Source organism: Gordonia sp. (in: high G+C Gram-positive bacteria) (assembly GCF_049299075.1).
GTDB lineage: Bacteria > Actinomycetota > Actinomycetes > Mycobacteriales > Mycobacteriaceae > Gordonia.
Genome location: NZ_JBAQWU010000264.1, coordinates 1 through 5,360, shown reverse-complemented (window position 1 = coordinate 5,360; position 5,360 = coordinate 1). Strand labels below are relative to the sequence as shown.

Sequence of the window (5,360 nt, the reverse complement as noted above, 5' to 3'; positions counted from 1 at the left end):
GGCCGAATTGCCGCCGGCGCCGGGAGTGGGCGAGCGGGCCGATTCACTACTGCCCCTGTCGGATGATCTCCGGATCGATGTCACCCGGGCATTGCCGACTCGACTCAACGCCCCGGTGGCGGCCGCGTCGGCGCTGATCGGTGGGCCGGTCGGGGTGCACGCGGCAATCGGTCGCAGCCGCATGTGGACGCCGCTGCGCGCGGTGCTGTTGATGGCGTTGGTCATCATGGCACTCTCGTGGAGCGGGAAGGCTGGCTGTCTGCAGCAGGCGCCCGTCCCGGGGCAAGACGGTCAGCCGTCGGCGGGCATGCGTCTGAACTGGGACAATCAGCGCCAGTATTACGGCCTCTGCTACAGCGAGGTGATCGCGCGCTACGGTACCGAGCGGCTGACGATCGACGATCTGCGTTTGGGCACCATGCCGTACCGAACCTACTGGTTCGCCGGTTCGACTGGTGCGGGCAACGATGTGGCCAGCGAACGGCACTACCTGGACCAGCCAGTGGTGATTGGCGCGGTGATGTATATCGCGGCGAAAGCCACGCAGGGCTGGCAAGCATTGATCGACGGCACCCCGATTCCGCGTCAGCTCGACGTGGTCACCTATTTCAACCTCACTGCGTTATTGCTCGTCATCTTCTGGTTGATCGCGGTCTGGGCGACGATGATGACCGATCGCCGCCGACTGTGGCTGGGAGCGTTGTTGGCGCTGTCGCCGCTCGTCGCGCTGCACGCGTTCACCGCGTACGACGTGATCCCGGTGGCCTTGGTGGCGCTCGCCATCCTGTTCTGGACCCGCCGCAATCCGGTTCCCGCGGGCATTTTCGCCGGACTCGCCGTGGCCTCGGCGCTGTACCCGCTGCTGCTGATCCCGGCGCTCGGCGTGATTGCATTTCGGGAGCGAAGAACCCGGGAGCTGACGACGCTGCTGAGCTGCGCGGGTCTGGCCTGGATTGCGGTGAACCTGCCGGTGGTGATCAGTTATCCGCGTGGCTGGAGCGAGTTTTTCCGGACCTGGTGGCAGCGCGCCGCCGAACCGGACAGCTTGTATGCGCTGATCGAGCGGACCACCGCGTGGTCGCCGCCGACGGTCCTCGTGAACGCGGTGTTTCTGGCGCTGCTCGTCGCCGTGATCGCCGCCGTCAGCTATGTGGCGTTGCGTGCCGAGCGCATACCGACCGTGGCCGAGCTGATGTTCCTGCTCGTCGCCGGCTATCTGCTTGTCGGCAAGGCCTGGAGCCCGCAATCGTCGTTGTGGCTGGTGCCGTTCGCGGTCCTGGCCGTCCCGTACCTACGCCTGGTGGTGGCGTGGATGGTGGTCGACGCGCTGATCTGGGTGCCGCGCATGGGCCTGTTCCTGGACCCCGACCGCAAGTGGCTGCCGCCGGAGTTCTTCGACGTCGCGGTGATCGTCCGCGCCGCCTTCGTCCTGGTGCTGTGCGTAGTGGTTGTGCGTCAACTACTCCACAGGCACGACGACGATCCGGCCAGCGGTCCGCCGACCGGGGTCGTGCTCAGTCAACCCGCTCGAGCAGTGCCGGTCGGCTGAGGGCCCACTCGTCGTCGGTCATCGCGTACTGCGCGGTGGTGCGCCAGCCGGTCGGGTCCTGAGGGAAACGCCGATGCTTGCGCAGCAGGCCTTCGAACGTGGCACCGAGTTTGGCGATCGCCGCGCGGGACTGCGCATTCTCTTCGTGCGTGTGCCAGACGACGCGAACGGCGCTGGCCTCAGTGAACGCGTAGTCGAGCAGCATGAGTTTGGCCGCGGGATTGATCACCGTGCCGTGCGCCGGGCGGGTGTAGTAGGTGTAGCCGATCGCCAGCGTCTGATTGGCCGCATCGACGTCGTAGTAGCTGGTGGTACCTACCAGCATCCCGGTTTTGTCATGAATGACGGCAAAGGCAATGCGATGCGGGTCGTCGTGTGCGGCGGTGATCCAGTCGACGGCGCTGCGTTGGTTACCGGGGATGCCGGGGAACCATTGTCCGAGGTCGGGATCGTTTCTGGCGATGAGCGCCAGTTCCCGTGAGTCGGCGATGGTGAGCGGACGGAGCGTGACACCGGCCCGCTGCAGTGTCGGCGTACCGAGCCAATGCCAGGCTGCCTGCGCGTCGGCATCGGCGAGCCGGGTGAGTGGCGGCTTCGGCGGGAGCGCGGTGCGCATAAACGACGCCAGCGGCTCGCGCATCTGCATGCTCGGGCCCTTGAGGAGGAAGTAGATCAATAGGAGGACGTGGCCGTAGACGCCGATCAGCACCCCGCCCATCACCCACCACTTCATGTTGTCGTTGGCATTCATGATCCCGAACATGCGGAAGATGGTGAGGTCGAGGGCCGCATCGGTGAACAGATAGAACGCGATCGCCTGCCACGGCACGCGCAGGAGGACGAAGAACGGCAGCACCCACAGCGTGTACTGCGGGGAGTGGACCTTGTGGAAGAGCATGAATGCGGCCAAGACGGCGAAACTGGCGGCTACCCAACCGAAGACGCCGTCACGCTGGTACTGGCGCCACGCCAGATACATGGCGGCGCCGACCGCCGCGATGATCAGCAGCGGCGAGAGCACGCTCACCAGCGAGTTGTAGATGTCGTCGTTTCGGTTCACCAGAAACCGGACGCCCCAATACCAGAAGGTGTTGGTGTCGATGTTGGCCTTGCGGTTGCTCTGAAACTCCAGCGCGGCGCGCCAGCCCTCGTAGCCGACGATCATAAACGGCACCTGGATCACCAAGGTGGTGAGCACGGCGGCGCCGACCACCCAGGCCGCCCCCACCCAGTCGTAGGCGCGACGGGCGGCGGTCGACACCTGTTCCCCGTGGGTCAGGACATAGGCGGCCAACGGCAGCACGAACAGCCCGGGATAAATCTTCAGCGAGAAACCAATGGCCAGAATGATCGACGCGAGAATCGCCGAGGTGCGCAGACTCGCGCGGCGCTGTCCGGTCTTGTCGGCGCTGGCGCCCCACGCCATCATCGCGACAGCGGCCACCGAGGTGAAGACCACCGGCAGCTCCCAGTTGTGGAAGGCATAGAGCACCAACGGCGGTGTGGCCGCCCACAGCAGCACCCACCAGCGGCACATCCAGGCGAGCAGGATGGTTGCGGCCAGGGCGAACGGCGCCATGATGAATGCATTCTGCTGAAAGAAGCCGACATCGGTGTGTTGGCCGATCGCGCCCAGCCACATGAGGACACCGGAGAGGACCGGGTACTCGACGACGCCGCCGTACAAGTTTCCCGCACCGTCGATGCCGCCATGGATGTACGGGAAAACATGGTCGTCGATGCCGCGACCGACCCACAGGGACATCAGATCCGAATAGCACGGCACGATCGCGTGCCGATTGCCGCTCGGGAAACGCAGGCTGCGGCCCAGCTCGTCGAACGGCGGGCCGCCGCAGACCCGTTTGACCCGGTAGCCCCAGATCAGTGTGGCCAGGGTGAAGAGCACGGAGACCGCCAGGATCAAGGCAGCCTCACCCCGGTGCAGGAAGTTTCTCTGCACTGCGAGATCGGAAGCGGGAGAAGGCATGGGGCGACTCTAACCGGTGCGATTTCGCAGGTCATGCCCGGCTCATGTATCTTGAACACCGTTGCCGACGCAGGCGACCCTCCTGTCGTGGAACGTCCACGACCGATAGCCCATAGGAGGTGATGTGGTCTTATGCGTCACTACGAAATGATGGTCATCCTCGATCCGAGTCTGGACGAGCGCACCGTCGCCCCATCCCTGGATACCTTCCTGAATGTGGTTCGCAACGATGGCGGCTCCGTCGACACTGTCGACATTTGGGGCAAGCGCCGTCTCGCGTACGAGATCGAGAAGAACAGCGAAGGTATTTACGCTGTCATCGAACTCACCGCTACTCCCGCCACCGTCAGCGAGCTGGATCGTCAGCTTGGCCTGAACGAGGCGGTTCTGCGCACTAAGGTCATGCGCAAGTAGGCGCACGACGACTACCGTCACACCACCTCATTCACTCGACCTAGAGGACACACTATGACTGACACAGTCATCACCGTCGTAGGGAATCTGACTGCTGCTCCGGAACTGCGGTTTACCGCGTCGGGTGCACCGGTTGCGAACTTCACGGTGGCCTCGACGCCGCGCACCTTTGATCGTCAGACCAACGAGTGGAAGGACGGCGAAGCGCTGTTCCTCCGCTGCAGTATCTGGCGTGACGCCGCGGAGAACGTCACCGAGTCCCTCGACAAGGGGACCCGGGTGATTGTTCAGGGCAAGCTCAAGCAACGGTCGTACGAGACTCGCGAAGGCGAGAAGCGTACCGTCGTCGAGCTCGAAGTGGATGAGATCGGTCCCTCGCTTCGCTACGCGACCGCTAAGGTCACCCGCACTCCGCGCGGTGGCAACAGTGGTGGCGGTGGCGGTTACAGCGGCGGGAACTTTGGCGGCGGTCAGGGCGGCAACTCCGGTGGCGGCTACAGTGCGCCAGCCGGAGACAGCCGTCCGCAGCCTGTCGACGATCCGTGGGGAAGTGCACCGCCGCAGCAGTCGGCGGGCGGATTCTCCGGCGGAAACGACGAACCACCATTCTGATACCGGGCTCGCCAGCCCGAGGAGCACCAACGGAGCACCACTATGGCAAAGCAAAAGGGGCGCAAGCCCCGCGTAGAGAAGATCACCAAGGCCAAAGCCTGTACCTTCTGCAAGGACAAGAAGGCCACCGATATCGACTACAAGGACACCGCCGTACTGCGGCGTTTCCTGTCCGATCGCGGCAAGATTCGCTCACGCCGGGTGACCGGCAACTGCGTCCAGCACCAGCGGGACATCGCGGTGGCCGTCAAGAACGCGCGTGAAGTGGCCCTGTTGCCCTTCACCTCGACCGGTCGCTGAGCGGGAAAGGAATCACTGACATGAAACTGATCCTGACGAGCGCTGTAGAGAATCTGGGCGAAGCTGGCGACACCGTTGAGGTGCGCGATGGCTACGGCCGCAACTACCTGCTGCCCCGCAGTCTGGCAATTGTCGCCACCCGCGGTGCCGAGAAGCAGGTCGAGGGCATCCGCCGGGCCCAGCAGGCTCGCGGTGTTCGCGACCTGGACCACGCCAACGAGATCAAGCAGGCCCTCGAGGGCCTGGAGGTCGTCTCGCTGACCGTCAAGACCCACGACTCGGGCAAGCTGTTCGGTTCGGTCACGGCCGCTGACGTTGTCAGCGCCGTGCGTGCCGCCGGCGGCCCGTCCGTGGAGAAGCGGAACGTGGAGTTCCCCAAGGGGCACATCAAGGCGATCGGCAGCCACGCCATTGTCGTGAAGCTGCACCCCAAGGTCGAAGCGAAGTTCAACGTGGACGTCGTTTCCGCCTGATCATTTCTCGACACCGAAGGCCGGG

Annotated in this window: 6 protein-coding genes; 5 read left to right on the top strand and 1 reads right to left on the bottom strand. The window is 64.6% G+C overall.

All coding sequences use genetic code 11. The features are described 5' to 3' along the window. Nucleotides 1-7: 7 nt before the first annotated feature. Entirely contained in the window at nt 8-1,549 is a 1,542-nt protein-coding gene (locus tag WAW85_RS08250) for a glycosyltransferase family 87 protein (protein WP_422559136.1), read from the top strand. On the opposite strand, the gene WAW85_RS08245 is transcribed toward WAW85_RS08250, so the two are convergent. Further along, on the bottom strand, nt 1,515-3,536 hold the full coding sequence (locus WAW85_RS08245; RefSeq protein WP_422559135.1) for a GNAT family N-acetyltransferase: 2,022 nt from the start codon (nt 3,534-3,536) through the stop codon (nt 1,515-1,517). The genes WAW85_RS08250 and WAW85_RS08245 overlap by 35 nt on opposite strands. Before the next feature lie 132 nt (nt 3,537-3,668). On the opposite strand from WAW85_RS08245, the gene rpsF reads away from it, so the two are divergent. From rpsF to rplI, 4 genes are read left to right on the top strand one after another with little or no spacing between them, the layout of a single operon-like run. Further along, nucleotides 3,669-3,950: a 30S ribosomal protein S6 gene (gene rpsF, locus WAW85_RS08240; protein ID WP_422559134.1), complete on the top strand. Its 282-nt coding sequence runs from the start codon at nt 3,669-3,671 to the stop codon at nt 3,948-3,950. Nucleotides 3,951-4,004: 54 nt separating this feature from the next. Continuing rightward, nucleotides 4,005-4,562 carry a single-stranded DNA-binding protein gene (locus WAW85_RS08235; RefSeq protein ID WP_422559133.1) on the top strand — a complete coding sequence of 186 codons (558 nt, stop codon included), beginning with the start codon at nt 4,005-4,007 and terminating at the stop codon, nt 4,560-4,562. Between the two features lie 42 nt (nt 4,563-4,604). Then, on the top strand, nt 4,605-4,862 hold the full coding sequence (gene rpsR / locus WAW85_RS08230; protein ID WP_422559132.1) for a 30S ribosomal protein S18: 258 nt from the start codon (nt 4,605-4,607) through the stop codon (nt 4,860-4,862). Between the two features lie 20 nt (nt 4,863-4,882). Continuing rightward, on the top strand, nt 4,883-5,335 hold the full coding sequence (gene rplI / locus WAW85_RS08225; RefSeq protein ID WP_422559131.1) for a 50S ribosomal protein L9: 453 nt from the start codon (nt 4,883-4,885) through the stop codon (nt 5,333-5,335). Nucleotides 5,336-5,360: the final 25 nt, after the last annotated feature.